This is a genomic window from Pseudomonas sp. BNK-30 (assembly GCF_047456185.1).
GTDB lineage: Bacteria > Pseudomonadota > Gammaproteobacteria > Pseudomonadales > Pseudomonadaceae > Aquipseudomonas > Aquipseudomonas putida_E.
On record NZ_CP179904.1, the window covers coordinates 5,040,542 to 5,063,188 of the forward strand.

Below are 22,647 nucleotides of genomic sequence, written 5' to 3' on the forward strand. Positions count from 1 at the left end.
GCGACAAAGCGACTTACCTGGCCCAAGATAAATTGCCCGCTGATAGCGCGAACATGCAAGGAAATGCCCTGTTCGATCGCATTATTTTGGTTATATCGACCTGCATTTCACGAGTTTTTGACATTTGTAATCGCACGCGGCTAGGATTCGGCCAACGCCTGCTGGCCATGACCTGGCCATGCTGCTGCACAAGGCCCGCCACACGACCATTGGCGGGCCTTTCAGTTCGGATCCGCATAGCGTCGAACCTACGAAGGGGCGTTGGTTCCTGGCGTCATATTGCAGAGCGTTTTTGATTACGAAATAAGGAAAACAAGATGTTGAAAACCAGGATCAGCCTGGTCGCTTTGGCGATGATCGCCGCGACCCAGGCCCAGGCCAACGAGCAGGCCGAGAGCAAGGGCTTCATCGAAGACAGCCACGCAAACGTTCTTCTGCGTAACGCTTACATCAACCGTGACAAGAAACACGGTACCGATGACCAGATCGAATGGGGCCAGGCGGCAATCGCCAACTTCTCCTCTGGCTTCACCCAAGGCACCGTGGGCGTGGGCGTTGACGCGTTCGGCCTGTATGCCGTACGCCTGGACGGCGGCAAGGGCCACAATGGTGGCGCTGGCGTTGACTTCTTCAAGCCAGGAAACACCAAGAACGCCGACGGCAACGCCAGCGGCCCGCATGACCTGGCCCGTGCCGGCGCGGCTGTGAAGTTCCGCATCTCCAACACCGTGCTCAAGTACGGTGACCAGATGCCGTCCCTGCCAGTGCTGCAGTACGATGATGGCCGACTGCTGCCAGAAAGCTTCACCGGTACCCTGATCACCTCCAAGGAAATCCAGGGCCTTGAGCTGAACGCCGGCCGCTTCACCCAGGAAGCGCGCAAGAGCGCCGAGCGTCGTGACGGTGGCGGCCTGAAGTCGATCAACGTCTTCGGCGGCAGCTACAAGTTCACCGACAACTTCACCGCTTCGCTGTACACCGCAGACAACGAAGACGTGATGAAGAAGCACTACCTGGGCCTGAACTACGTCTTCCCGATCGCCGACGACCAGTCCCTGACCCTGGACTTCAACGGCTACAAGTCGGACATCGACAAGCAGTACGTCCAGGCTGCCGGCCTGAACGGCGACTCCAACACCATCTGGAGCCTGGCCGCGACCTACGCCTACGGTGCACACTCGTTCACCCTTGCGCACCAGCGCAGCACCGGCAGCACCGGCTACAACTACGGCTGGTACCAGAACGAAGGTGGCGTGGGTGACGGTGGTTCGACCATCTACCTGGCCAACTCCTACTGGTCCGACTTCAACGCCGAAGACGAGCGTTCCTGGCAGCTGGGCTACGGCTTGGACTTCGGTGCCTACGGCATCCCGGGCCTGACCTACAAGTTGGCCTACGTGGTGGGTGACAACATCAACACCCGCAACAACGCTAACCCGCAAGGTTTCGGCGAAGGCAAAGAGCGCGAGATCTTCAACCAGATCCGCTACGTCGTCCAGGACGGCCCGGCCAAGGACCTGTCGATCAAGCTGCGCAGCTCGTTCCTTCGCACCAACAACGCTGTACAGCAAAACGGCTACAACGACGACGGCAACGAAGTCCGCGTATTCGTCGAGTACCCGATCAGCATCTTCTGATACTGACCCCGCCGGGGCTGCCCTGCAGCCCTGTCGTGACAATGGCCGCGCTACGCTCTGCGTGTAGGAGCGGCCTCGTGTCGCGAAAGGGGCGCAGCGCGCCCCCCGATCCTTCAAGCCCACTCCGCCCCTATGGCTTACCAAGGCTTATGCTATGTACGCCGTCGCCTACAGTGCCTGCTCGCTTTACCCGAACATACTTATCCGGTTGCACCTGCCTGGCCCGAGGAACCTGTCGGTGACGCTGAGTACGACGTTCTGAGGCTTGCATCTTCAGCGCTGCCTTGGAGGTGCATTAACACCGCTTATCCCTTCAGGCATCAGGGTCTTTGGTTTCCTCTCTGGTCTCGTATACGTTACATAAAGCACTTTTTGTTACGGATACAGGACATGGACCACGTTTTGATCACCGAGCGCCTGGCGACCCAAATGCGTGCTCGCCGGATGAACCTGGGGCTTACCCAAATGCAGCTCGCGCATCGTGCAGGCCTTCCCCGGCAAAAAATCATAGCCATGGAAAAGGGCAGTCTTTCGGTAGCCATAGCAGCCTACGCCAAGGCGCTCGGTGCATTGGATTGTGAGCTTCAGGTGGTACCCGCCGTGATGCCCACGCTGGACCAGATTCAGGGGATGTTTGAATGAGTGCTTTCTTGAAGGTTGCCACTCCCCAGGGTGATAGCGGCACGATTCTGTTCAGTAATGGCGACTACCTTTTCCGCTATTTAAAGCCCGCCCTACGGAATAATTGGACTCAAATGTTTGACCGTAACTGCAGACGGCCTATGCCGCGGTTGTTTCTTTTCGGCGTACCGGTGTTGCTGGCGCCACCGCTGTTTCCCCCGTCTCCGGTGCAAAGCTGTCGCTGCGCGCCATCCGCCACATCCGCGCATAGAACTCGCTCTCGATCGAGCCGCTGAGCAATTCGCCGGGCTTGAGGAACTGATGCAAATCCGAAAATAGGCTTATCTCGCTGGTGCTGATGCGCCGTGCCAGGTGCTTGGGCTTGAGCTCCGAGGGGTGCTCCAGGCCGGCGGCCGCCAGCATCTCGGCCAGGGCATGGAGGGTGTTGCGGTGGAAGCTGGCGACCCGCTCGGCCTTGTCCGGCACCACCAGCGCACGCTGGCGCAACGGGTCCTGGGTGGCCACACCGGTCGGGCACTTGTTGGTATGGCAGCTCTGCGACTGGATGCAACCGATGGCGAACATGAAACCGCGCGCCGAGTTGACCCAGTCGGCGCCGATGGCAAGCACGCTGGCGATATCGAAGGCGCTGACGATCTTGCCCGCCGCACCAATGCGGATGCTCGAGCGCAGGTTCAGGCCTACCAAGGTGTTGTGCACGAACATCAGCCCTTCGCGCATGGGCACGCCCATGTTGTCGCTGAACTCGCGCGGCGCCGCGCCGGTGCCGCCTTCCTTGCCGTCGACGACGATGAAGTCCGGCGTGATGCCGGTGGCCAGCATGGCCTTGGCGATGCCCATGAATTCCCACGGGTGGCCCAGGCAGAACTTGAAGCCCACGGGTTTGCCACCGGACAGCTCACGCAGTTGAGCGACGAAGTGCAGCAGCTCCAGCGGCGTGCGAAAGGCACTGTGCGCCGCCGGTGAGATGCAGTCCTCGCCCACACGCACGCCACGGGTGGCGGCGATTTCAGCGCTGACCTTGTGCCCTGGCAGGATGCCGCCGTGGCCGGGCTTGGCGCCCTGGCTGAGCTTGATCTCGATCATCTTCACCTGCGGGTCACAGGCCTGGGCGGCGAAGCGCTGCGGGTCGAAGCGGCCTTGCTCGGTACGGCAGCCGAAGTAACCACTGCCGATTTCCCAAATCAGATCGCCGCCATGCTCACGGTGGTAAGGGCTGATGCTGCCTTCACCGGTGTCATGGGCAAAGCGGCCCATGCGCGCGCCGCGGTTCAGCGCCGCGATGGCGTTGGCGCTGAGTGCGCCGAAGCTCATGGCCGAAATGTTGAAGATCGACGCCGAGTAGGGCACCCGGCACTGCGGCCCGCCAATGGCGATACGGAACGAGGCAGGGTCCGGGGTTGCCACCGGCACCATCGAATGGCTGATGAATTCGAAGCCGGGTTTATAGGCATCGTTGAGTGTGCCGAAGGCTTTCTCGGCGCTTTCGTTCTTGGCCCGGGCGTAGACCAGCGACCGTTGCGAACGGGAGAAGGGCAGCTTGTCGTCGTCGCCTTCTATCAGGTACTGGCGGATCTCCGGGCGGATGGTTTCGATCAGGTAGCGGATGTTGCCCAGGATCGGGTAGTTGCGCCGTACTGCGTGATGGCTCTGGCGCAGGTCGTTCAGGCCAACCAGGCTGAGCAGGGCGGTGATCACCGTCAGCGGCCAGAGCCAAGTGAGCGTGGCAAGCAGGGGAAGGCTGGCGCAGGTGAAAATCAGGCAGATGGCCAGGCAGGCGTAACGGCTGGGTAGAGAGTGTTTCATGGGTCCATCGCAGGCAGGATGACCGGGGCAAGGATAGGGAAACTGGGCGCGCGGAAAACCATGGCAATTGGTAAAACACTGTTACCTGATGACGGGCTGTGGTGTGGCTTTGTGCACGATTTCTGGAATTAAATGGACTGTGGGTTGAGAGTGACGGGGTGAGTGCTGGGCAACGGACGTGGACGGGGCCGGCTATGCGATCTGGGATGCCAATGGTCGCGTACGAGTGACTTATTACCATCCATCCTCGACACACCAGATACGAATGATTCTGATCTGTCGCAAGGGCATCATGGATACCTTGACTGATGAACAGAAAGCGAAGCTTCGCGTAATCAACAAAGGGTGGAAGTATTGGAAAATAATCTCTTCGATCGTCTGGTGGAAAGCATGACACAGATGGATGAGATCGATCGCGGTGAGCGCCAGCCTTCGCGCGAATTCCACGTTGATGCTGTTCAGGTCAAAAAAATCCGCCAAGCAACGGGTCTCTCCCAGGCTGCCTTCGCCAAACGCATCAATGTTGCTGTAGGGACCCTACGGAATTGGGAACAAGGCCGCCGCGAGCCAGAAGGCCCCGCTCGTGCTCTGCTTCGTGCAATACACAAAGACCCTGAGCATGTACTTGCAGCATTGAGCTGACGTCTTCGGGGGCAGGTTCAAGCCTTCTCCGCCAATTCCAGTTAGTACCGCGCTCCAACAATACATAACTAGGCTGAAAGCCACGTCACGCTTGGCCTCTAGCTTCGCAGGGCATCTAGCCATCGCGACTTTTTGGGGGACGTCAGGGCAGAAGGCTGGTTTAGCTTGGGAAGTGACCCACCGCAGGGAGCGGCGTGACCTTCACAGAATAGACATCACTTTATGCATCGCCAATTTGGCGATATCTTCAGATCACCTCTACTAAACCGATTTTGTGACAAGTACCGCATCGAGCTAAGAGAGCGGGACCACTTACCGCCGCATGTGCACCTGACCGGTGGTGGTGTAGACGTGGTGATCAGCCTTGAATCCGTTGTCGTTACACAGGGCAAGGCACCGGCCAAAGTGGTGCAAGAGGCCCTAGCGTGGGTCGCGGCCAATCAGGCCGATCTGTTGAAGGAGTGGATGAAATGGCATCGATGAAGCGTCCCCGCCTGCGGGCTGTTCAGGCACGGCCCGGCGCACGGCTGGAGCTGACTTTTACTAATGGTCAGCGATTCGACTTGGATATGAGTGACGAGCTTGCCGCGTATCCAGGCTTGGCACCTCTTGCCAAGCGTGAGGCGTTCCAAGGTGCTGTATTGGGTGACGGGGGCTGGTCAGTGGAATGGCCTGCACTGGATATTCAAATCGGTGCAGACACCTTGTTGCTGGACGCCCTTGCCCAGACAGCGCCGGATGACAACACGCGGATTTTCATCCGCTGGCGCCTGCGGCATCGGATGACGCTCGACCAAGCTGCCGAAGCACTGGGCGTTAGCGCACGTAGCATCAGCCGATATAGCAGTGGTCGAGAAGCTGTGCCGCGTACATTGGCGTTGGCTTGTTTAGGCTGGGAAACGTTGGGGCAGAAGGTTGCCTGAGCTTGTCGGGGCAGACCCGTTCTGGACTGCGAAAACAAAAAAGGCCCACCTTACGGTGAGCCTTTTTTGATACTGCGAATGGTGCCGGCACCAGGAATCGAACCCGGGACCTACTGATTACAAGTCAGTTGCTCTACCATCTGAGCTATACCGGCAATGGGGCGTCATTATAACGATCGGTTGGCGCCTGTAAACCACTTCCTTGCGATTGTTTGAAAATGACCTAAGTCACCGGCTTAAAAGGAGAAATTTCCTACCAGCCGCGGTGGATGGTGTTGACGTTTGGTTCGGTCTTGGCGGGGTTGAAGAACAACTTGTCGTTATCGCAACCACGCTTGCGGCAGGGGCTTTCTACGCGAAGGGGCAGGCCGTTGTCGCCGCCCAGCTGCATGCCGGGGGTGTTCCAGTCCAGGTTGCTGGTGTGCTGTGGCGTGGTGCCGCTGCCGTTGGAGCAGGCAGTCAGGGCCAGGGAGAGGGTCAGCAGGGCAAGGGATTTGGCGTGGGGCACGATGTCTAGGTCCGTTAGTCCATGTCGGTTCTGGCGCAACGCCAGACGGTCGCGTGGCTGGCGGGGCAGCGCGCGACGTAGCTTTTTAATGATTTGGGGGGCGGATCATACACCGTGGGCCGGGCTCGCGGTGGATCTGCTTCGCATTGTGATGACTGCGCAGGCCTCTTCGCGGTAAACCCGCTCCCAAAGTTGCGGTGGTGCTCTTTCGCTCGGAGCGCAGCTGTAAGGTATTTCTGAATCTGAAACCAAATGCTTCAGTACCGGAGCACTTGGGAATTATCCTACGCAGCTTGCCGAAGCTTCACTGTTGGCGGGGAAGTGCCCCAGGGATACCGTTCCTGGGTCGCCAATACCCTGGTGACCGGGTGTGAGAAACCCGTTGTGGAGCTACTTGGCTAGCCTGTTATGGCGGTCGTACGCGGGCAGACTTCGGTCTGGCCGAGCTTTGTAGCTCCCTCGGTTTTCTCACCCCGCGTATGACTGCCACCTAGATCTGTGAGAAAGATCCGCGTGGCGGTTTCCAACTCAACGGAGCTGCTGCCATGAAGAAAATCGTTCCAGACCCACCTCGCCCTCTCATCTCCACCCCTACTTCACCATCCACAGCGATATCTCCCCACCCGACGCCATCGCCCACGCCGGCCAGCTCCTGCGTGTCGTGGTCGAAACCCTCGACGACCACTGCCGTGACCACGCAGGCGAGCCCGGCCTGAACCTGCTGGCAAACGCCAACCATGCGGCTTATTCGGCCTATGTGCTGATCCAGCATGCGAAGCGGCGTTTGGACGATGCGCAGGATGGGGAGTCGTTCACATGAGCCTTGAAACCAAGCCTCTCACCACAGCCGGTATCGAGACGTTTCTCGAAGTCGGCAACCCGCCCGTGGATCTCTTGCGCGTACAACCCGGCATTCCTGTGGACGACGCCTATGAGCAGGTTTCGATATTGCTGGGCTACATCAAACACCTGGTGCGCGAAGGCGACATGGAGGATGACCACAAGCTACTGGGGGCCGCCGATTACCTCAGTGCGCTGGCCAAGGCACTGATGAACGATATCGAGATGGCGAAGAACAAGCTGCACTGAGTTGGAACGCACCTGTGGGGGCCGGGCAGCCGGCGCCCACAATCAGGCAGCGGCTGCACCAATCCAGCGCTGTTTGCCTAATCGAATTTTTGTTTATGCACAAGAGGCATCAGCGCCGTGCGCGAAAGGCGTGCCGATACGGCGCACCGCTGGTCTTTGCGCAAAGGCCTGTTTTTACTGGGGTTGCAGCTGCAGCGGGAATAAGGCGAACGTTTGAAATAACGCTTGGATCCAACCATTCATCACAAGCTTGTTCACAGACTTATCCACAGGTTGTGCTGTGGCTAACGGTCGCGCTCGGCAAGCAGCAGCAGGTTGCGTGGGGTGAGTGGATAATCGCAAAAGGTGCCCAGGCGTACGGCGTAGCCTTGCTCTTCAAGAAACAGTGCGCGGTCGAGCACCAGCCACATTTCCAGTGGCCTTCTGAACAGGTTGCGTACCCGTTCCAGGTTGCGCACCTGGGCAAGGCGCTGCCAGCCCTCTGCTTCCAAGGCATCCCAGTCGGGGTTGATGGTCAGTTCCAGCTCGCGCAGCTCGGCCAGATCGCGGCAGTACTGCTCGAAAGGTTTGGCCAGCCAGGCAACTGGCAGCGACGGTGTGGGCAGGTATTCATCACGCTGGCGTTGGCGGCGCTGCAGCAGGTCGAAGCCCAGGCGCCTGGCCATGGAGCAGTCGCGCTGGTGGCGAACCCGGGCGCCGGCGGTCACGGTTTCGCTCAGTGGCAGGCCCAGGTCCAAAAGTGACAGCTGCAGCGCCGAGCGCTGCGCAGCTGTGGATAACGGCTGGTACTGCTCGCCCTGGATGCGGTTGTAGCAGCAGGGCGCCACGGCGAGATGGCGGCAGCCTTGCTCACTGGCCACACGCAGCAAGTGCACATGCAGGTCGCCGCAGGCATGCAGGGCCACCACGCTCTTGTCGCCGCCCAGGTGGCGGCGGCTGTCCGCTGCCATGACATCCTGGTGCACGTGGGTTGCCGGCAACTGGTGGTGGTCACTCAGGGCTTGGCCGGCGCTGACCAGTTGGGCGTCGTACTCCAGGCAGGTCAGCTGCTGGCCGGGCTGCAGCAGGCGGCGGCCGAGGTAGCCTTTGCCTGAGCACCAGTCCAGCCAGTGGTGGGTCTGCGTGCGAAAGTTCAGGCGGCGGCTGAAGGCCTCGATCTGCTGCCACTTACGGCCCGGGACGTTGACGTCCAGGCGGTGTGCGGCGGGGGGCAGGCCGGTGTCGGGCAGCTCGCCCAGGGCGCTGAGCTGTTGGGCTTGCCGGGCAAGGTGTGGAAAAGGTGCGGGCACGCCCTGCGGGTCAAGGTCGGCTTCGGCATCGCTCAGGCTGCATTGGCGCAGGTGGGCGGACAGTGCGGGGTGTTCGGCTTCCCAGTCCAGGCGCAGGGTGGTGAAGGGCCTGGGTTTCCACAGCTGCTGGTGCTCGGTCAGGAACTGGTCGAGGGCCAGGAAGCGTTCGCGTAGTTGGTGGCTGTGGAGGAAAGGGGGCATGGGGCTTGGCACTGGTTGAGGTGAAGGGCCCCACCGCCATCAAGCCGGCTTGACGGCGGTGGGTTGCAGAGCAGCCCGTGGGGTTTTAACGCCCTTGGCAGGCATCCACCCGCAACCAGCGCTCCAGCAGCTTGAAGCCTTGCACCAGTACGAACGAGATCACCAGGTAGAACACCCCGGCAGCAAAGAAGATCTCCACCGGCAGGTAGGTACGGGCAATGATGGTCCGTGCCATGCCGGTCAGCTCCAGCAGGGTCACCGTACTGGCCAGGGCGCTGGCCTTGAGCATCAGGATCACTTCGTTGCTGTAGGCCGGCAGGCCGATGCGCGCAGCGCGGGGCAGCATGATGTAGAACAGCGTCTTGCCACGGGACATGCCCAGCGCTCGCGCCGCTTCAATTTCACCCTTGGGGATCGACTGCAGCGCGCCGCGCAGGATCTCGGCGATGTAGGCTGCGGTGTGCAGGGTCATGGTCAGCACCGTGCACCAGAACGGATCGCGCAGGTAGGGCCAGAGGCTGCTCGAACGCACTGCATCGAACTGCGCCAGGCCGTAGTAGACCAGGAACAGCTGCACCAGCAGCGGTGTGCCGCGGAAGAAGAAGATGTAGCTGAAGGGCAGGGCGCGCACGTACCAGTGCCGCGACGAGCGGGCGATACCCAGCGGGATCGCCAGGATCAGCCCGGCCACGACCGCGATGGCTACCAGTTCCAGGGTCAGGGTGGCACCCTGGGCCAGGCGCGGTAGCCACTTGATGATCACTTCCCAGTTCATTGTTCGGCCCTCGCAAAGCCGCGAGCGGCGCGTTTTTCCATGAAGTGCATGCCGGTCATGGCGACGACGGTCAGGCCCAGGTAGATGCAGGCCGCGACCATGTAGAAGGTGAACGGCTCTTTGGTCACGGTCACGCCGATCTGCGCGTGGCGCATGATTTCTTCCAGGCCGATCACCGACACCAGGGCGGTGTCCTTCATCAGGATCATGAACAGGTTGCCAAGGCCCGGCAGGGCGATGCGCCACATTTGCGGGAGGATGATCCGCGACAGGATGCGCGCTTTGGACAGGCCCAGCGCCAGGCCGGCTTCACGGTGGCCCTTGGGGATCGCCAGGATGGCGCCACGGAATACTTCAGTGGCGTAGGCGCCGAAGCACAGGCCCAGGGCGATCACGCCGGCGGCGAAGGCGCTGAGTTCCAGGCCAGGCATGTTGAGGGCTTCGCCGAGGCTGTTCATCAGGCCGACGGTGCCGAAATAGATAAGCAGAACCCAGAGCAGTTCGGGCACGCCGCGAACCAGGGTCGAGTAGAAGCCGCCAAGCCATTGCAGTGGCTTGAGCGGGGAGGTTTTGGCCAGGGCGCCGAGCAGGCCCAGGACCAGCCCCAGCAGCAAGGCGCAAAGCGCCAGTTTTACGGTCATCAGGGTGCCAGCCGCCAGGGCCGGACCGAATCCGTGCAGGTCGATATTCATGGGCAGGGTCGTTCTAGGGACCGGCGCGCCGCAAGGGCGCGCTGGTCGGGGCGAATCATTCGATGCTGAATGGGAAGTACTTGTCGTTGATCTTCTTGTACGTTCCGTCAGCCTTGATTTCTGCCAGGGCTTTGTTCAGCTTCTCGCGCAGCGGGTCACCCTTGCGTACGGCGATGCCGATCTTGTCGCTGTCGACCACAGGTTCGCCTTTGAACTCGAAGTTCATGCCGTCCTTGCTCTTGAGCCACTCGTACTGCACGTACTTGTCGGCCAGGATGCCGTCCACTCGGCCAGAGATCAGGTCGAGGTAGGCGTTTTCCTGGGTGTCGTACAGCTTGATGTCGATGTCGCTGCCGTAGGTGTCTTCCAGCCAGGTACCGGCCAGGGTGGCGCGCTGGGTGCCGATGATCTTGCCTTTGAGGTAGCTCGCGTCGGTCTTGAAGTCGACGTTCTTCGGCGCGATGAACTGCAGCTTGTTGGAGTAGTACGGGTCGGTGAAGTCGACGGCCTGCTTGCGCTCGTCGGTGATCGACAGCGACGACACCAGGAAGTCGAACTTCTTGGCATTGAGGGCCGGGATGATGCCGTCCCAGTCGGAGGTGACGACCGAGCACTCGACTTTCATCTTGGCGCACAGGGCGTCACCGATGTCTTTGTCAAAGCCGACCACGTTACCGCTGGCGTCCTTGTTGTTGAACGGCGGGTAGGCCGCCTCGATACCCATGCGCAGTTTTTCTGCAGCCATGGCGTTGGCCGAAAACACCAGCGTGGCGGCAGCTGCCAGGAGGAATTTCTTGTAAGTCTGCATGTGTTGCTCCGTTAGCGGTGGCTGGACATGAATTGCTTGCAACGCGCCGAGGTCGGGTTTTCGAAGACCTGCTGCGGCGATCCTTGCTCTTCAACCAGGCCCTGGTGCAGGAAAACCACTTCACTGGACACCTGGCGGGCAAAGTTCATCTCGTGCGTCACCAGCAGCATGGTACGGCCTTCTTCGGCCAGTGCGCGGATAACGTTAAGCACTTCCTGGACCATTTCCGGATCGAGCGCCGAGGTTGGCTCATCGAACAGGATGACTTTAGGCCGCATGGCCAGGGTGCGGGCGATGGCAGCACGCTGCTGCTGGCCACCGGAAAGCTGGGCGGGGTAGCTGTGGCGCTTGTCGTAGATGCCGACCTTGTTCAGCAGCGCTTCGGCGGCTTCGGTGGCTTCGGCCTTGCTCTGGCCGAGCACGCGGCGTGGCGCCTCGATGATGTTGTCGAGGATCGACATGTGCGGCCACAGGTTGAAATTCTGGAAGACGAAGCCGATCTCGCTGCGCAGGCGATTGATCTGGCGGTTGTCGGCAGCGATCAGGTCGCCGTTCTTGGCGGCCTTGAGCTTGAGAGCCTCACCGGCAACCAGGATTTCGCCCTGGTGCGGGTTTTCCAACAGGTTGATGCAGCGCAGCAGGGTGGACTTGCCGGAGCCGGACGATCCCAGAATGGAGATCACGTCACCGTCACGCGCGGTCAGCGAAATGCCCTTGAGAATTTCCTGGTCGCCGTAGCGTTTGTGCAGGTTGCGGATTTCCAGCGCGGGCGTGGCCTGGGCCATGTGCGGTCCTCATGTGTTCGGGTGCGTTCCCAGCTGTTGGCGGCCTTCCTGGCGTGCGCCAAGCTAGCATAGCGGCATCAGGGCGGCCAACAGGGTCGCAAGGGGCTTTGGTCAATGCTGGGGCAGTTTGTCGCATCGCTGCAGCGCAACGTCGCGCAGATGTCCGCAAGGGTCTCGCCCAGCTCCATAGCCTTGATGAAAAAAGGCGCGATGGTGCCAGCTTTGGGCAGCACTGGGAAGCGCTTTTGGGCTATTTGCGGCTAAAGGCGCTGTCGCTGGCGAGTATTCGGGGTTACCCGACAACAGGCCTAGCCAAGTGGAGGGTTGTACCACAGGGTTGCACTTTGATGCCTTGCAACAGTGCAAAGGCGCGCGGTGAAACGATCGACTTCAAGATGTGGCTGTTCCCGGGCCTGACCTGGGCGAGCATTGCTTTCATCGTGGCCGTGCTGGTGGTGATGGCGCTGCGTGAGGATCACCGTGCGCAGATCATCGCGACTGCGCTGCTGAGCATTGGGGTGGTTGCGGCTGGCTTGCTGGTGCACCGCAAGCGCCAGGCTGCCGGGCGGGTGGCGCTGGATAACTGATCCGCGCTGGCTGTAATGAAAAGGCCGCGTCCTGTGTAGGGTGCGGCCTTTTTTTGTTTGCCTGGTCTGGCCCTATCGCCGGCAAGCCGGCCCACAGGTACCCCGTTGCTCTCAAGCTCAGCGCAAACCCAGTGGGAGCCGGCTTGCCGGCGATAGGGCCGGTGAGCATTCAGCCGAACTGTTTCTGCTGCTGTTGCTGCTTGGCCACCAGTTCGGAAGCAGCGATATAGGCTTCCTGGAACTCGTCGCTTTCCAGCCAGGCCATGGTGGTGTCTTCGTCGGCGCCATCGAGCCAGGTGCGGTAGGCGTTGAACACCAGCACGATGTAGTCGGTGGCGTGCTCTTCCTTGTGGCCCTTGAGCACCAGTGCCAGCAGCGGGTCGACCAGGAACACCGAGATCATCGAGACCAGGCTGGTCTCCTGGGCGGCCTTCATCTTCACGAACAGCTCTTTATAGCTGTCGGTCTCCATTGCCTTGTTGAACACCTGCTCGATGCTGGTGCTGTCACCGGCGCTGGCTTTCACTGCCTGGCCACTGCGTACCATGCGGTTTTGCTTGGCTTTGCTGGCGGCGCGTTTGGCGCGTTTCTGTTGCTTGGTATTGGTGGCCATGGGGCTGGAAATCCTTGGGGGCGAAAATGTGCGTATTGAATCGTACTTGCCGAGCAAACCCAAGCGTTGCTAGCGCCCGGCAGACCGGAGCACCCCTTGCAGGCCCCGGCCTTCAACTGTCGAGCGCAGGCCCTTCATCCTCCTCGAACCCGCGCGAAGCCCGGCCAACCAGCAAGTCATCCGGCGCGTACGCCACGCTGGGGTCCTTGCCCGGGTAATCCAGCGAATGCAGGAAATGCCGGATGCAGTTGATCCGTGCGCGCTTCTTGTCATCGGACTTGATCACCGTCCACGGTGCGTCGCCAGTGTCGGTGTGGAAGAACATTGCCTCCTTGGCGGCGGTGTAGTCCTCCCATTTATCCAGCGACTTGATGTCGATGGGCGAGAGCTTCCAGTGCTTGAGCGGGTCGTCCCGGCGCGAGATGAAGCGGCGCAACTGCTCTTCACGGTTCACCGAGAACCAGTACTTGAACAGCAGGATGCCGCTGTTGCACAGCATGCGCTCCAGGTCTGGCGCCTGGCGCATGAACTCCAGGTACTGCAGCGGTGTGCAGAACTCCATCACCTTCTCGACCCCGGCGCGGTTGTACCAGGAGCGGTCGAAGAACACCATTTCACCGGCCGTGGGCAGGTGCTGGATATAGCGCTGGAAATACCACTGGCCCTTTTCCTGCTCGGAAGGCTTCTCCAGCGCGACGATGCGCGCACCCCGCGGGTTCAGGTGCTCCATGAAGCGCTTGATGGTGCCGCCCTTGCCTGCCGCATCCCGCCCTTCGAACAGCACTACCACGCGCTGGCCGGTGTCCTTGACCCAGCTTTGTACCTTCAGCAGCTCGATCTGCAGCGCGTGCTTGGCCTTCTCGTATTCCTGGCGGCGCATGCGGGTCGGGTAGGGGTAGCTCGCCGGCAGGCGGGCAGAGGTGCTGTCCTCGTTGCTGCCTTTCGGCGCGCTGGCCACTTCCAGTGCTGCGGGTTCCTGGCTGACCTGGGTGATGGATGGCTCAGGTTTGCGCTGACGGGCGCGGCGGGCCCGAGGCTTTGGTGTGGTGCTGGGCGTCGGTTCGGCGGGGGCGGGGAGCAGTAGGGGGGATTCTTCGCTCATGGAGGTCCTTGCGAGGTCGATTCGAATGTTCGCCTGCAATTGTGGGTTTGAGCGAGAGGGGGTTAGTTGATGCGGGTCAACTATACGGGGTAGGCATAACAGGATGAGAAATCCCAGACAACAAGAAACCCGCACTAGGCGGGTTTCTTGTTGTCGCTTCGGGTAACTTTGCAACCACCAGAAGCTGAAGGTGGTGCCCAGAGACGGAGTCGAACCGCCGACACGAGGATTTTCAATCCTCTGCTCTACCGACTGAGCTATCTGGGCGACGAGGTGAATTAAATAGATATCCAGACCGCTCGTCAACGACTTTTTGAAAAAATTTTAAATTAATTCCGTCGCTTACGATTTTTGGGGTCATTCGGCCGGTGGAACGTAACCTTCCGCCTGCGCGTAATCTTCGCCGGCGAAAAACTTGTCCATCTCGCCCTGAAGGTACTTGCGGTCCTCGGCGTTCATCATGTTCAGGCGCTTCTCGTTGATCAGCATGGTCTGGTGCTTCTGCCAGTCGGCCCAGGCTTGCTGCGAGATGTGCTCGAAGATGTCCTGGCCCTTGGCGCCGGGGTAAGGCGGGCGCTCCAGGCCTGGCAGTTGTTCCTTGTATTTGCGGCACATCACGGTGCGGGTCATCGGGCATCTCCTGCAATCAGTTCGTCGGCCGCGCGTTTGAGCAGCTTTTTGACCGGGGCGGCGAGGCCCAGGCGCGGCGGGGTGGCGAGGTTATACCAGAGCCAGTCGGCCTCGGCCACGTGCTGGCCGACCGGGTCGACACGCACCAGCCAAGGCTCGATCGCCAGCTGGAAATGGCTGAAGGTATGGGTCAGGCCGTCCAGCGCGCGGCTTTCGGCCAGGCGCAGGCCATGCTGGTAGGCCAGGTCATCGAGCTGCTCGATGGCGTCCAGCTCGGGCAGGCTCCACAGGCCACCCCAGAGGCCGCTGGACGGGCGGCGGTAAAGCAGGATGGCGCCTTCATGGTTGGCCAACAGCGGCATCAGGGTGCGCCGCTGGGGCAGGGCCTTGCGCGGTTTGGGCTCGGGGTAGCGCGTTTCCTCGCCGTGCAAGTGCGCTTCGCAGCTGCTGCGCACGGGGCACAACAGGCAACTCGGCTTGCTGCGGGTGCACAGCGTGGCGCCCAGGTCCATCATCGCCTGGGTGTAGTGGTTGGCGCGCTGTTGCGGGGTAAAGCGCTCGGCAGTGGCCCACAGGGCATTGGCCACCTTCGGCTCGCCCGGGTAGCCGGCCTGGGCGGTAAAGCGGGCCAGCACGCGTTTGACATTGCCGTCCAGGATCGGCGCACGGATACCCATGCTGATGCTGGCAATGGCACCGGCGGTGGAGCGGCCGATACCTGGTAGCTCGGTAAGCTGTTCGACACTGCGCGGGAACTCGCCGCCGTGTTGCTCGACGACGATCCTGGCGGCCTTCTGCAGGTTGCGTGCACGGGTGTAGTAACCCAGGCCGGTCCACAGGTGCAGCACCTCGTCTTCCGGGGCGTCGGCCAGCGCCTGCACGGTGGGCAGGGCCTGCATGAAGCGGTCGAAGTAGTTCAGCACGGTGCTGACCTGGGTCTGTTGCAGCATGATTTCCGACACCCACACCCGGTAAGGGTTGATGCCCTGTTGCCAGGGCAGGTCGTGTCGGCCGTGCTGGTCGTACCAGTCCAGCACGGCGCTGGAGAACTGCGCAGGGCTCATCGCTTGAACAGCCCCTTGAGCGCGTCTTTCAATTCTGGGCTCACTTTGTCTCCGAGTTTTTCATCGAGCTTTTCATCGATCTTGTCTTTGAGGCGGTTGCCGGCCAGTTTGGCGGCAACCTTGCCCAGGCCGTCCTGGTCCAGGCGGCAGGCCTTGGCGCCAAGCTCCAGCGGGCCACGGCAACGCAGCGGCAGTTCGACGCCGACGTAACGCTCGTTGACCTGGCAGGCCGGGTCGGGCATGGCACGCTGATCACCTTCGACGATCACGCCGACGTTGTAGTCCATGCCCAGCACGCGCAGGTCAAGGTCGCCGTGGCCGTTGACGGTAAGGCCTGGGATGCGCGCCTTGAGGTCCGGGTTGCTGGCCACGCCGTTGCGCACCACCAGACTGCCGCGCAGTTCTTCGAACGGCGTGTCCTTGCCGCGTGGTTCGCCGCTGAGCGTCTTGCGGTTGAGGGTGGCGATGGCCTGGCAGAGCTGCTGTTCCAGGTTGGCGTTGACCAGCACGCCGTCGTTGATGGTGAAGTTTGCATTGCCGTTGAGGGTGTCCACCAGTGCCTTCTGGCTGTTACCGGTGGCTGTCAGGTCGCTGGTCAGGGTCAGCAGGCCTTTGACCGGCGGGGCCTGGTCTTTGTCTTCAGCCTTGATGAAGTGCTCCACCGGCACGCGGTTGATCTTGGTATTGACGCCGATCTGCGGCACGGCTGGGCGTACATCGACGGTGCCCTTGGCTTCGAAACTGCCGTCGTAAAGGCCACCGCGCAAGGTTTGCAAGGTGATCAGGCCGCCCTGGCCGTTCGCTTGCAGCTGCGCGTCGCTGATCGGCAGCTTGTCCAGGGTCAACGAGCCGAAGGCCAGGTCGGCCTGCAGGTCGAGGGTGCGAAGTCGGTCCACCGGCAGCAGCTTGTCGTTGCTCCAGGCAACCTGGGTGGGCGCGTTTGGCAGCGGCGAACTGCCGGCACCGGCGATGGCGCTGGCTTCCTGTTGCTTGACCTCGTTCTGGCGCGCTGCGGTGGCACCCTTGGCTGCTTCGCTCTTGGCCGGCATGTAGCGGTCGGCGTCGAACTTGTCGGCCTTGAGCTGCACGCGCAGGGCTTGCTTGGCAACGTCCTCGACGGCAACGCGGCCGCTGAAGGTGCTGTCGTCGAGTTTTACGGCGAGGTCTTCCAGGGCCAGGCTGCTTGGCGTGCCCTGCAGGCGGGTGACCAGCTCCAGCTTGCTGAAGGCGGCGGGGTCGTTGGTGGCCGGCAGCGGATGGCCGACGCCATCGAGGAAGGTGCGCAGGTCGAACTGGGCGATGGACAGCCCACCGCTGAGCTGCGGCGTCTTGTCCAGGTCGCGCAGGTTCAGCTCGCCAAGGGCGCGCAGCTGGTTGGCCGAGATTTTCAGGCCATTCCAGGAGGCGACGTTGGCCGCCATGTCGACCAACAGCTGGCCTTGGGCCGCGAAGGTCATGGTCTTGCCGGCCAGAGGCTCGCCCGAGGTTTCGCCAGACAGGCGCATGTCCTCGAAGTTGTAGCGCTTGAGCTTGCGGTCAAAGCGCAGCTCGCCGGCAAGTTCGGTGCGTGCCTTCATGTTCGGCTGGCTGGCGCTGAGGAAGGCGCTGGCCTTGAGCGGGATGTTCGCGCCCTCGTGAATCGGGCCGGTGCTCAGCTGGATGCTTTCGGCGCTGTAGCTCTGGCCGGTCTTGGCATCGCTGAAGTGCACACGGGCGTTGTTCACGGTCAGGCTGTCGATGTCGAGCTTGACCGTACGTTCGCTGCTGCCCTCTGCAGGTGCGCCGGGCTGCTCGGCAGGCGCAGGTGCACTGGCGGTTGGGTCGGTTTGCGCAGGCAGCGGCTTGCCGATGTCTTCCCAGTTGCCATGGCCCTGTTCATCACGGTTCAGGGTCAGGTTCAGGCCTTCGACGCGCACATCGCTCATCTGCACTTCACGGCGCAGCAAGGGCAGCACGCGTACCGACAGGCCAAGCATCTGCAGGTCGGCGAACGGTTCCTTGGGCTTGTTCAGGGTGGCGATGCTGGCTTCGTGAAGCTCCAGGCCCAGCCACGGGAACAGGCTCCAGCCGATGTCGCCATTGAGGGTCAGCTCGACGTGGGCCTTGTCGCGCGCCAACTGGCGGATCTCGTCTTTATAGTCGTTGGGATCGAAGAGGTGGGTCAGGGCGAAGCCCAGCGCCACGATGATCAGCAGCAACCCGAGAAGCCCCAGTCCCAGGAGTTTGCCGAACGCTTTCATGGGCGAGTCCTTGTAGTCCGTATTTGATTTTCAAGCGCCAGAGTATAGCGCCGCAGTGGTATGCCCAGAGTATTCGACAAGAGATACAGAGCATTTCCTACCAATTGATCAGGTGTTGTGGCTTTCGACAGTTGTGGTTTGGGCAGTTCCTTTTTGCTGGCTTGGCAGCAATACCGATTCAGCCGGGCAAAAAATAACGATATCAGATTGCTTTCATGTCATAGGCGAACTGGTACTCTTTCGCCGCCTGCGAAGCGGCCGCGACGTATTGTCGCGGGACGTTGCCCTGAAACGGCCGAGCCTTACGTGCAACCAGAAGAGCCGGGCATTCAATGCGCACGCATCGTCTACCTACATAAGGATCACATCCATGAACAGCAGTATCACGGCAGGAGCAGTGGCCAGCGCGCCAAGCTTCCTGTCGAAGGAGCGCATCATCGCCCGCCCGGGCTTCAACCGCTGGTTGGTACCCCCGGCCGCGTTGGCCATCCACCTGTGCATCGGCATGGCCTACGGTTTTTCCGTCTTCTGGCTGCCGCTGTCCCAGGCCATCGGCATCACGGCCCCGGTAGCGTGCTCGGCGGACATGGGCTTCATTGCCCGCATGTTCAGCGCCGAGTGCGACTGGCCCATTTCCATGCTGAGCTGGATCTACACCCTGTTCTTCGTGTTCCTCGGTTGCTCGGCAGCGGTGCTGGGCGGTTGGCTGGAACACGCCGGGCCGCGCAAGGCTGGCCTGGTGTCGGCCCTGTGCTGGTGCGGCGGCATGCTGATTTCGGCAATTGGCGTGAAGACCCACCAGTTATGGCTGATGTGGCTGGGCTCCGGCGTGATCGGCGGTATTGGCCTGGGCCTGGGCTACATCTCGCCGGTTTCGACCCTGATCAAGTGGTTCCCGGACAAGCGCGGCATGGCCACTGGCATGGCGATCATGGGCTTTGGCGGCGGCGCCATGGTCGGTGCGCCGTTGGCCACTGCGCTGATGGGGCACTTCGGCAATGAGCATGAAGTGGGTGTGTGGCAGAGCTTCGTGGTGATGGCGGCGATCTACTTTGTGTTCATGACCGCAGGCGCCCTGGCGTACCGCGTGCCGCCGACCGGCTGGAAGCCTGAAGGCTGGACCGCGCCGGTGAAGAAAGCCAATGCGATGGTCACCGACCGTCACGTGCACGTCAGCGTTGCCTGGAAAACCCCGCAGTTCGCGCTGATCTGGCTGGTGCTGTGCCTGAACGTTTCTGCGGGCATCGGCATCCTGGGCATGGCGTCGCCACTGCTGCAGGAAGTGTTTGCCGGCAAACTGCTGGGCAACGAGCTGCGCTTCAGCGAGCTGAACGCTGCACAATTGGCGCAGATTGCCGCCATTGCCGCTGGCTTCACCGGCCTGCTCAGCCTGTTCAACATCGGCGGGCGGTTCTTCTGGGCATCGTTCTCGGACTACATCGGCCGCAAGAACACCTACTTCGCCTTCTTCGCCTTGGGTGTGGGCCTCTACAGCCTGGTGCCGAACATGGGCCACCTGGGCAACGTGGCACTGTTCGTAGCGGCGTTCTGCATCATCCTGTCCATGTACGGCGGTGGTTTCGCCACGGTGCCGGCCTACCTGGCCGACCTGTTCGGTACGCAGATGGTCGGTGCCATCCACGGTCGCCTGTTGACGGCCTGGGCCGCTGCCGGCGTGCTGGGCCCGGTGCTGATCACTTACCTGCGTGAGTACCAGTTGGCGGCGGGTGTGGAGCGTGCGGCGGCTTATGACATGACCCTGTACATCCTCGCTGGCCTGCTGGTGCTGGGCTTTGTCTGCAACCTGCTGGTGCGCCCGGTGGCCGACAAGCACTTCATGAGCGATGCCGAGCTTGCGGCCGAGCGTGCCCTGAGCCACGACAAAGGCGCCGACGGCGCGCGTTCGCTGGAGTGGCATGCTGCGCCTGGCAGCCTGCCGCTGGTGCTGATCGCTTGGGCGGTGGTGGTGATTCCGCTGGCCTGGGGGGTGTGGATTACCCTGCAGAAGACGGCGGTGTTGTTCCACTGAGGTGCATGACAGCCAGCTGACTGGCTGGCTGTGATGGCCTTATCGCCGGCAAGCTGGCTCCTGCAGGTTGCTCCACCAAGCATGAGTTGTGGGGGGCATCTGGGGGCCGGCTTGCCGGCGATCGGGCTGCAGAGCAGCCCCTTGCAATGCCATATGTCATCCGCGTTCCAAGCTTGAGCGTTCTGGGCCTATAATGGAGCCCTTTTCGCCCAATGATTTTGCGGAGCTGGTGATGGTCGAACGTAAGGCTTCCGTCGAGCGCAATACCCTGGAAACCCAGGTCAAGTGCTCGATCAACCTCGATGGCAGTGGCAAGGCCCGATTCGATATCGGCGTGCCTTTCCTTGAACACATGCTCGACCAGATTGCCCGACACGGGCTGATCGATCTGGATATCGAGTGCAAGGGTGACCTGCATATCGACGATCACCATACCGTCGAAGACGTCGGTATCACGCTGGGCCAGGCATTCGCCCAGGCCATCGGTGACAAGAAAGGCATCTTCCGTTACGGCCATGCCTATGTGCCGCTGGACGAAGCGCTGTCGCGTGTGGTCATCGACTTCTCCGGCCGCCCAGGCCTGCAGATGCACGTGCCGTACACCCGCGCCACCGTTGGCGGCTTCGATGTCGACCTGTTCCAGGAGTTCTTCCAGGGCTTCGTCAACCATGCCTTGGTTACCCTGCACATCGACAACCTGCGTGGCCACAACACCCACCACCAGATCGAAACCGTGTTCAAGGCCTTTGGTCGTGCCCTGCGCATGGCCGTGACCCAGGACGAGCGCATGGCCGGGCAGATGCCATCGACCAAGGGATGCCTGTAAATGCAGACGGTAGCCGTAATCGACTATGGCATGGGCAACCTGCACTCGGTGGCCAAGGCGCTCGAGCACGTCGGCGCCGGCAAGGTGCTGGTCACCAGCGATGCTGCGGTGATTCGCGAGGCTGACCGTGTGGTGTTCCCGGGCGTGGGCGCGATTCGCGACTGCATGGCCGAAATCCGCCGCCTGGGTTTCGACAGCCTGGTGCGTGAAGTCAGCCAGGACCGGCCGTTCCTGGGCATCTGTGTCGGCATGCAGGCGCTGCTGGACCACAGCGAAGAAAACGACGGTGTCGACTGCATCGGCCTGTTCCCTGGCCAGGTGCGCTTCTTCGGTAAAGACCTGCAGGAAGGTGGTGAGCACCTGAAAGTGCCGCACATGGGCTGGAACGAAGTCACCCAGGCGGTCGACCACCCGCTGTGGCACGACATCTCTGATCGTGCGCGCTTCTATTTTGTGCACAGCTACTACATCAATGCCGGCAAGCCGGGCCAGGTGGTCGGTCGCGGCCATTATGGCGTCGACTTCGCTGCCGCGCTGGCCGAGGGTTCGCGCTTTGCCGTGCAGTTCCACCCGGAGAAGAGCCATACCCATGGCCTGCAGCTGCTGCAGAACTTCGTCGCCTGGGACGGGCGCTGGTAAATGAGCAGGTCGAAGATCAAGGCCCCCGTCATCACCCTGGCCCCCGAGCAGGAGCGCGAAGCGCTCGACACCCTCAAGCGCTTCCTCGAAGACCGCTTCGAGCTGCAGCTGGGGTCGTTCGAGGTGGCCGAGGTCCTCGACGTGTTCAGCAAAGAGATTGCACCCCATTACTACAACAGGGCGATTGCCGATGTTCAGCTGCACCTCAAGGAGCGGTTCGAGAGCATCGAGAGCGACCTGTGGGCGTTGGAAAAAAGCTGAAAGCTTCAAGCCTCAAGCTGCAAGCCAAAGCTGGACCGCCATCGAAAACACGACGCGCATGCTTGCAGCTTGTCGCTTGCAGCTTGCCGCTTGAATTGACGAAGGAAAGAGCATGCTGATTATCCCCGCTATCGATCTGAAGGACGGTGCCTGCGTGCGCCTGCGCCAGGGCCGCATGGAAGACTCCACGGTATTTTCCGACGACCCGGTGAGCATGGCCGCCAAGTGGGTCGAGGGTGGTTGCCGCCGCCTGCACCTGGTCGACCTCAACGGCGCCTTCGAAGGCCAGCCGGTCAACGGTGAGGTGGTCACTGCCATCGCCAAACGTTACCCGAACCTGCCGATCCAGATCGGCGGCGGCATCCGTTCGCTGGAAACCATCGAGCACTACGTCAAGGCTGGCGTCAGCTATGTGATCATCGGCACCAAGGCAGTCAAGCAGCCAGAGTTCGTCGCCGAAGCGTGCAAGGCCTTCCCCGGCAAGGTCATCGTCGGCCTGGACGCCAAGGACGGTTTCGTCGCCACCGACGGCTGGGCTGAAGTGAGCTCGGTGCAGGTCATCGACCTGGCCAAGCGTTTCGAGGCCGATGGCGTCTCGGCGATCGTCTACACCGACATCGCCAAGGACGGCATGATGCAGGGTTGCAACGTGCCATTCACCGCAGCGCTGGCAGCGGCCACCTCGATCCCGGTGATCGCCTCGGGCGGCATCCACAACCTGGGTGACATCAAGACCCTGCTGGACGCCAAGGCCCCAGGCATCGTCGGTGCCATCACTGGCCGTGCCATCTACGAAGGCACCCTCGATGTCGCCGAGGCCCAGGCCTTCTGCGACAACTATAAAGGCTGAGGACTGAAC

The 22,647-nt window shown here is 61.6% G+C and carries 24 protein-coding genes, 2 tRNA genes and 1 pseudogene; 13 read left to right on the forward strand and 14 right to left on the reverse strand.

The features are described from left to right. Positions 1–317 precede the first annotated feature (317 nt). Together ACMGGN_RS23325 and ACMGGN_RS23330 are read left to right on the forward strand one after the other, a co-directional pair. Entirely contained in the window at positions 318–1,637 is a 1,320-nt protein-coding gene (locus ACMGGN_RS23325; protein WP_174141973.1) for an OprD family porin, read from the forward strand. Positions 1,638–2,027: 390 nt separating this feature from the next. Beyond that, positions 2,028–2,279, forward strand: coding sequence for a helix-turn-helix domain-containing protein (locus ACMGGN_RS23330; protein WP_174141972.1), 252 nt, complete (start codon positions 2,028–2,030; stop codon positions 2,277–2,279). A 138-nt stretch (positions 2,280–2,417) separates the two neighbouring features. Here the strand turns inward: ACMGGN_RS23330 and ACMGGN_RS23335 are convergent, their stop codons facing one another. After that, on the reverse strand, positions 2,418–4,085 hold the full coding sequence (locus ACMGGN_RS23335) for an FMN-binding glutamate synthase family protein (RefSeq protein ID WP_414156323.1): 1,668 nt from the start codon (positions 4,083–4,085) through the stop codon (positions 2,418–2,420). A 354-nt stretch (positions 4,086–4,439) separates the two neighbouring features. Here ACMGGN_RS23335 and ACMGGN_RS23340 point away from each other — a divergent pair, with 354 nt between their 5' ends. The 3 genes from ACMGGN_RS23340 to ACMGGN_RS23350 all read left to right on the forward strand — a co-directional run bounded on the left by ACMGGN_RS23340 (position 4,440) and on the right by ACMGGN_RS23350 (position 5,650). Beyond that, entirely contained in the window at positions 4,440–4,727 is a 288-nt protein-coding gene (locus tag ACMGGN_RS23340) for a helix-turn-helix domain-containing protein (protein ID WP_237860312.1), read from the forward strand. Between the two features lie 222 nt (positions 4,728–4,949). Then, positions 4,950–5,210, forward strand: a complete 261-nt coding sequence (locus tag ACMGGN_RS23345) for a DUF4160 domain-containing protein (RefSeq protein ID WP_237860315.1) — start codon at positions 4,950–4,952, stop codon at positions 5,208–5,210. Further along, positions 5,198–5,650, forward strand: a complete 453-nt coding sequence (locus ACMGGN_RS23350) for a DUF2442 domain-containing protein (RefSeq protein ID WP_237860317.1) — start codon at positions 5,198–5,200, stop codon at positions 5,648–5,650. The genes ACMGGN_RS23345 and ACMGGN_RS23350 overlap by 13 nt, the downstream gene beginning before the upstream one ends. Positions 5,651–5,729: 79 nt before the next feature. Here the strand turns inward: ACMGGN_RS23350 and ACMGGN_RS23355 are convergent. Both ACMGGN_RS23355 and ACMGGN_RS23360 read right to left on the reverse strand, forming a co-directional pair. Then, a tRNA-Thr gene (locus ACMGGN_RS23355) sits at positions 5,730–5,805 on the reverse strand. A gap of 98 nt (positions 5,806–5,903) precedes the next feature. After that, complete coding sequence (locus ACMGGN_RS23360; RefSeq protein WP_039604502.1) at positions 5,904–6,158, reverse strand: hypothetical protein; 255 nt, start codon at positions 6,156–6,158, stop codon at positions 5,904–5,906. Positions 6,159–6,819: 661 nt separating this feature from the next. Between ACMGGN_RS23360 and ACMGGN_RS23365 the strand changes: the two genes are divergently transcribed. Both ACMGGN_RS23365 and ACMGGN_RS23370 read left to right on the forward strand, forming a co-directional pair. After that, the gene (locus tag ACMGGN_RS23365; protein ID WP_414156324.1) at positions 6,820–6,978 is read left to right on the forward strand and encodes a hypothetical protein; all 159 of its coding nucleotides are present in this window, start codon (positions 6,820–6,822) and stop codon (positions 6,976–6,978) included. Beyond that, positions 6,975–7,247, forward strand: coding sequence for a DUF3077 domain-containing protein (locus ACMGGN_RS23370; RefSeq protein ID WP_046788293.1), 273 nt, complete (start codon positions 6,975–6,977; stop codon positions 7,245–7,247). Before ACMGGN_RS23365 ends, ACMGGN_RS23370 begins: the two co-directional genes overlap by 4 nt. A gap of 284 nt (positions 7,248–7,531) precedes the next feature. Here the strand turns inward: ACMGGN_RS23370 and ACMGGN_RS23375 are convergent, their stop codons facing one another. The 5 genes from ACMGGN_RS23375 to ACMGGN_RS23395 all read right to left on the reverse strand — a co-directional run bounded on the left by ACMGGN_RS23375 (position 7,532) and on the right by ACMGGN_RS23395 (position 11,797). Next, positions 7,532–8,737 carry a methyltransferase gene (locus ACMGGN_RS23375; RefSeq protein WP_237860319.1) on the reverse strand — a complete coding sequence of 402 codons (1,206 nt, stop codon included), beginning with the start codon at positions 8,735–8,737 and terminating at the stop codon, positions 7,532–7,534. Between the two features lie 85 nt (positions 8,738–8,822). Beyond that, the gene (locus ACMGGN_RS23380) at positions 8,823–9,512 is read right to left on the reverse strand and encodes an ABC transporter permease (protein ID WP_046788295.1); all 690 of its coding nucleotides are present in this window, start codon (positions 9,510–9,512) and stop codon (positions 8,823–8,825) included. Then, entirely contained in the window at positions 9,509–10,204 is a 696-nt protein-coding gene (locus ACMGGN_RS23385; protein ID WP_012316686.1) for an ABC transporter permease, read from the reverse strand. Before ACMGGN_RS23385 ends, ACMGGN_RS23380 begins: the two co-directional genes overlap by 4 nt. Before the next feature lie 55 nt (positions 10,205–10,259). Beyond that, positions 10,260–11,012 (reverse strand): ABC transporter substrate-binding protein, encoded by a 753-nt coding sequence (locus ACMGGN_RS23390; protein ID WP_115273105.1) that lies wholly within the window; start codon positions 11,010–11,012, stop codon positions 10,260–10,262. A gap of 11 nt (positions 11,013–11,023) precedes the next feature. Continuing rightward, positions 11,024–11,797 carry an ABC transporter ATP-binding protein gene (locus ACMGGN_RS23395; protein ID WP_012316684.1) on the reverse strand — a complete coding sequence of 258 codons (774 nt, stop codon included), beginning with the start codon at positions 11,795–11,797 and terminating at the stop codon, positions 11,024–11,026. A 365-nt stretch (positions 11,798–12,162) separates the two neighbouring features. Between ACMGGN_RS23395 and ACMGGN_RS23400 the strand changes: the two are divergent. Beyond that, positions 12,163–12,384, forward strand: a pseudogene (locus ACMGGN_RS23400) (GABA permease); the annotation flags it as partial. Between the two features lie 169 nt (positions 12,385–12,553). Here ACMGGN_RS23400 and ACMGGN_RS23405 read toward each other — a convergent pair. From ACMGGN_RS23405 to ACMGGN_RS23430, 6 genes are all read right to left on the reverse strand, one after another. Beyond that, positions 12,554–12,997, reverse strand: coding sequence for a hypothetical protein (locus ACMGGN_RS23405; RefSeq protein ID WP_174141962.1), 444 nt, complete (start codon positions 12,995–12,997; stop codon positions 12,554–12,556). A 112-nt stretch (positions 12,998–13,109) separates the two neighbouring features. Further along, the gene (gene ppk2, locus ACMGGN_RS23410; RefSeq protein ID WP_046788297.1) at positions 13,110–14,099 is read right to left on the reverse strand and encodes a polyphosphate kinase 2; all 990 of its coding nucleotides are present in this window, start codon (positions 14,097–14,099) and stop codon (positions 13,110–13,112) included. Positions 14,100–14,290: 191 nt separating this feature from the next. After that, positions 14,291–14,366: transfer RNA gene (locus ACMGGN_RS23415), tRNA-Phe, on the reverse strand. Between the two features lie 90 nt (positions 14,367–14,456). Continuing rightward, entirely contained in the window at positions 14,457–14,729 is a 273-nt protein-coding gene (locus tag ACMGGN_RS23420; RefSeq protein WP_012316680.1) for an oxidative damage protection protein, read from the reverse strand. Beyond that, entirely contained in the window at positions 14,726–15,793 is a 1,068-nt protein-coding gene (mutY, locus tag ACMGGN_RS23425; protein ID WP_204919131.1) for an A/G-specific adenine glycosylase, read from the reverse strand. Before mutY ends, ACMGGN_RS23420 begins: the two co-directional genes overlap by 4 nt. Next, positions 15,790–18,033, reverse strand: coding sequence for an AsmA family protein (locus tag ACMGGN_RS23430; protein ID WP_237860322.1), 2,244 nt, complete (start codon positions 18,031–18,033; stop codon positions 15,790–15,792). The genes mutY and ACMGGN_RS23430 overlap by 4 nt, the downstream gene beginning before the upstream one ends. Before the next feature lie 370 nt (positions 18,034–18,403). On the opposite strand from ACMGGN_RS23430, the gene ACMGGN_RS23435 reads away from it, so the two are divergent. The 5 genes from ACMGGN_RS23435 to hisA all read left to right on the forward strand — a co-directional run bounded on the left by ACMGGN_RS23435 (position 18,404) and on the right by hisA (position 22,638). Beyond that, positions 18,404–20,062: an OFA family MFS transporter gene (locus ACMGGN_RS23435; protein ID WP_046788301.1), complete on the forward strand. Its 1,659-nt coding sequence runs from the start codon at positions 18,404–18,406 to the stop codon at positions 20,060–20,062. A 232-nt stretch (positions 20,063–20,294) separates the two neighbouring features. Next, entirely contained in the window at positions 20,295–20,888 is a 594-nt protein-coding gene (hisB, locus tag ACMGGN_RS23440) for an imidazoleglycerol-phosphate dehydratase HisB (RefSeq protein ID WP_012316676.1), read from the forward strand. Next, positions 20,889–21,527: an imidazole glycerol phosphate synthase subunit HisH gene (gene hisH / locus ACMGGN_RS23445; protein ID WP_012316675.1), complete on the forward strand. Its 639-nt coding sequence runs from the start codon at positions 20,889–20,891 to the stop codon at positions 21,525–21,527. It begins immediately after the preceding gene. Continuing rightward, positions 21,528–21,788 (forward strand): DUF2164 domain-containing protein, encoded by a 261-nt coding sequence (locus ACMGGN_RS23450; protein ID WP_119687914.1) that lies wholly within the window; start codon positions 21,528–21,530, stop codon positions 21,786–21,788. Positions 21,789–21,900: 112 nt separating this feature from the next. After that, positions 21,901–22,638, forward strand: a complete 738-nt coding sequence (gene hisA, locus ACMGGN_RS23455) for a 1-(5-phosphoribosyl)-5-[(5-phosphoribosylamino)methylideneamino]imidazole-4-carboxamide isomerase (RefSeq protein ID WP_012316673.1) — start codon at positions 21,901–21,903, stop codon at positions 22,636–22,638. Positions 22,639–22,647: the final 9 nt, after the last annotated feature.

Excerpts from the sequence above, each read along its gene's own strand:
- hisB (WP_012316676.1), top strand. The coding sequence starts at position 20,295 with ATGGTCGAACGTAAGGCTTCCGTCGAGCGCAATACCCTGGAAACCCAG.
- ACMGGN_RS23325 (WP_174141973.1), top strand. The coding sequence starts at position 318 with ATGTTGAAAACCAGGATCAGCCTGGTCGCTTTGGCGATGATCGCCGCG.
- ACMGGN_RS23430 (WP_237860322.1), bottom strand. The coding sequence starts at position 18,033 with ATGAAAGCGTTCGGCAAACTCCTGGGACTGGGGCTTCTCGGGTTGCTG.
- ACMGGN_RS23345 (WP_237860315.1), top strand. The coding sequence starts at position 4,950 with ATGCATCGCCAATTTGGCGATATCTTCAGATCACCTCTACTAAACCGA.
- ACMGGN_RS23370 (WP_046788293.1), top strand. The coding sequence starts at position 6,975 with ATGAGCCTTGAAACCAAGCCTCTCACCACAGCCGGTATCGAGACGTTT.
- ppk2 (WP_046788297.1), bottom strand. The coding sequence starts at position 14,099 with ATGAGCGAAGAATCCCCCCTACTGCTCCCCGCCCCCGCCGAACCGACG.
- ACMGGN_RS23420 (WP_012316680.1), bottom strand. The coding sequence starts at position 14,729 with ATGACCCGCACCGTGATGTGCCGCAAATACAAGGAACAACTGCCAGGC.
- ACMGGN_RS23450 (WP_119687914.1), top strand. The coding sequence starts at position 21,528 with ATGAGCAGGTCGAAGATCAAGGCCCCCGTCATCACCCTGGCCCCCGAG.
- ACMGGN_RS23390 (WP_115273105.1), bottom strand. The coding sequence starts at position 11,012 with ATGCAGACTTACAAGAAATTCCTCCTGGCAGCTGCCGCCACGCTGGTG.
- mutY (WP_204919131.1), bottom strand. The coding sequence starts at position 15,793 with ATGAGCCCTGCGCAGTTCTCCAGCGCCGTGCTGGACTGGTACGACCAG.
- ACMGGN_RS23375 (WP_237860319.1), bottom strand. The coding sequence starts at position 8,737 with ATGCCCCCTTTCCTCCACAGCCACCAACTACGCGAACGCTTCCTGGCC.
- ACMGGN_RS23335 (WP_414156323.1), bottom strand. The coding sequence starts at position 4,085 with ATGAAACACTCTCTACCCAGCCGTTACGCCTGCCTGGCCATCTGCCTG.
- ACMGGN_RS23330 (WP_174141972.1), top strand. The coding sequence starts at position 2,028 with ATGGACCACGTTTTGATCACCGAGCGCCTGGCGACCCAAATGCGTGCT.
- ACMGGN_RS23435 (WP_046788301.1), top strand. The coding sequence starts at position 18,404 with ATGAACAGCAGTATCACGGCAGGAGCAGTGGCCAGCGCGCCAAGCTTC.
- ACMGGN_RS23350 (WP_237860317.1), top strand. The coding sequence starts at position 5,198 with ATGGCATCGATGAAGCGTCCCCGCCTGCGGGCTGTTCAGGCACGGCCC.
- ACMGGN_RS23385 (WP_012316686.1), bottom strand. The coding sequence starts at position 10,204 with ATGAATATCGACCTGCACGGATTCGGTCCGGCCCTGGCGGCTGGCACC.
- ACMGGN_RS23380 (WP_046788295.1), bottom strand. The coding sequence starts at position 9,512 with ATGAACTGGGAAGTGATCATCAAGTGGCTACCGCGCCTGGCCCAGGGT.
- ACMGGN_RS23395 (WP_012316684.1), bottom strand. The coding sequence starts at position 11,797 with ATGGCCCAGGCCACGCCCGCGCTGGAAATCCGCAACCTGCACAAACGC.
- ACMGGN_RS23405 (WP_174141962.1), bottom strand. The coding sequence starts at position 12,997 with ATGGCCACCAATACCAAGCAACAGAAACGCGCCAAACGCGCCGCCAGC.
- hisA (WP_012316673.1), top strand. The coding sequence starts at position 21,901 with ATGCTGATTATCCCCGCTATCGATCTGAAGGACGGTGCCTGCGTGCGC.
- hisH (WP_012316675.1), top strand. The coding sequence starts at position 20,889 with ATGCAGACGGTAGCCGTAATCGACTATGGCATGGGCAACCTGCACTCG.